The organism is Sphingomonas segetis (assembly GCF_009720245.1).
GTDB classification, from domain to species: Bacteria; Pseudomonadota; Alphaproteobacteria; order Sphingomonadales; family Sphingomonadaceae; genus Sphingomicrobium; species Sphingomicrobium segetis.
On record NZ_WJSQ01000255.1, the window covers coordinates 1 to 2,158 of the forward strand.

A 2,158-nucleotide genomic window follows, 5' to 3' on the forward strand; every position below is an offset into this window, starting at 1 on the left:
GGACGCGGACGCGCTCGAACTGCTCATCATGATTGCTCGGGTCCCGCACCGGCTCGATCCCGGCGGAGGCGCAGACCGCCTCGAGCTCGGAATGGCGCCAGCCGAGCAGCGGGCGGACGACGGCAAGCGAGCCGCCCGGGCCGCGGCCCAAGCGTCGCAGTCCGGCGAGGCCCTTCACCCCCGCGCCGCGCGCGAGGCGCATCAGGAACGTCTCGGCCTGATCGTCGAGATGGTGGGCGGTGAGCAGCGCGGCGACCTTACGCTTGCGCGCCCATTCGGCCAGTAGGCGGTAGCGCACCGCCCGCGCACGCTCCTGGATCGCGGTTTCGGGCTTTTCGTCCCACCTCGCGGTGAGAATCATGTGCGGGACACCGAGCCCCGCGCAGACCTGTGCCACCGTTTCCGCTTCGGCGCGGCTTTCAGGGCGAAGCGCGTGATCGACGGTCGCCGCTTCGACCTTGAGCGGCCGCGCCTCGGCGGCGAGGAGCAGAAGCGCGAGGCTGTCAGGGCCGCCCGAGACGGCGATGCCGATCCTGGTGCCAGGCGCGACGAGTGCGTCGAGGTCGCGCCCGAAGCGGTCGATCAGATCCACATCCATTCGTCACCCTGAACTCGGTTCAGGTTCCATCTAGGGGAAGGTCGCCGCCGTCACCACAATGGATGCTGAAACCAGTTTTGCATGACGGAACCGAGTAAGGCGGGACCCGGATCAAGTCTGGGATGACGGACTGTTCACCCGCAATTGGCCGCGGCCTTTGCGTCAGTTTCGAGCTTCTTGAGGTCGGGGCGGATCTTGGCTCCGTAGACGGCGTCGAGTTCCGAATAGGCCTTGCACGCCTGGCCCGGCTGGCCGAGCTTCATCAGCGCCTGGCCGAGATAAAATAGACTGTCCGGCGCCCGCTCTCCCCCGGGGTTGCTGCGGTAATTGCCGAGGAGCGCGGTGGCGGCGGCGCGGGCGTCTCCCGTGTCGAGCAGGGAGCGGCCGATGAGGTTGTTGGCGTAGCTCACGCGGCGATGCTTCGGGTAAGCCGAGACGAAGCTCTTCAGCGACGCGATGGCGGCGTCGTAATTGCCCGCTTCCCACAGGTGGAAGCCTTCGCTGTAGGCGTCCTCGCCGGGATCGGTCGCTTCGGCGGCGGCAGCATCGCCGTCGGGCCCTCCGGCGGCGGGCGTCACGGCGACGGTCTTGGGCGCCTCGGACGAGGCTTTGGGCTTGGGCTTCGCAGGCGCAGTGGTCGTCGCCGCGGGAGGAGCCGCTTCACTCGTCACGGGCGCTGCGGCCGCGGCTTCGTTGATCCGCCGCTCGAGCGCCTGGATGCGGTCGGCCTGCTCACTTCGCAGTTGGTTCATGCCCGCTTCGATCGTGCGCAGGCGGTTGCTGTTCTCCTCGCTCTGGCGGAGCATGTTCGCAAGCTGCCGCTCGAGCGCGTCGAGGCGCTGGTCGAGGCTGATCACCGACGCCTGCGTCGCGGCCGGATCGTCGGAAAAGCCCGCGGTATCGGCGGGCCGGCCCTTCGGGAAAACGCGCCGCTGCACCTCGTTGACCTGCCGCTCGAGCCGCTCGATCCTTTGCTCGGGCGTGGGCTGCTGGCGCTGGGCGAGCGCAGACGAGGCGGGCAGCAGCGCTATAGTCGCGCAGCCGGCCAACACGGTGATCGGACGCAAAAGTCTCACGGAAGATATCCCCACCCTAGGTTCCCACCCACATTGCCGCGCAGCGCCTTGCCCGGGCATGAATCCTTATTGGCCCGCCGGAGCCGCGGGCTGCGCTCCGCCGCGCATCAGATCGGTGCCCTTGAGGCTGACGTTGGAGGTTACCTGCCCGGCCGGCCCGACCGGCGGCGCGACCGCATTGCCGACATTGATTCGGACCGCCTCGGGCGCGCCAACGCGAAGCATGGGCGCGGTCGAGGTTGGCGGAACCTGATAGGTCTGGCCGGGCTGCATCGTCGCCTCGAACAAGGTCTTTCCGCCGTCGGTCACCCGGACCCACGCCTGCCCGGTCGCCGTCAGTACCACCGGCCCGTCTGCGGCCGCGCGATCTATTTCGCGGCGCACACGAACCGCAAGGAAGTCGAGGTCGGGATGCCCGCGGGCGAGGCGATCTGGGGCAACAAGGTCGCGTCGAGCGCCCTCGACCATTATCTCGCCGCGACCG

At 68.9% G+C, this 2,158-nt stretch carries 3 protein-coding genes; all 3 read right to left on the reverse strand.

The window, feature by feature from the left end:
* A partial coding sequence (gene tilS, locus GH737_RS14525; RefSeq protein WP_230558842.1) for a tRNA lysidine(34) synthetase TilS occupies positions 1-598 on the reverse strand: 598 nt, incomplete at its 3' end.
* A 134-nt stretch (positions 599-732) separates the two neighbouring features.
* Entirely contained in the window at positions 733-1,674 is a 942-nt protein-coding gene (locus GH737_RS14530) for a tetratricopeptide repeat protein (RefSeq protein ID WP_196233227.1), read from the reverse strand.
* Positions 1,675-1,740: 66 nt separating this feature from the next.
* Positions 1,741-2,158, reverse strand: a 418-nt coding sequence (locus GH737_RS14535; RefSeq protein ID WP_155265479.1) for a DUF4115 domain-containing protein, incomplete at its 5' end; no start/stop codon positions are given.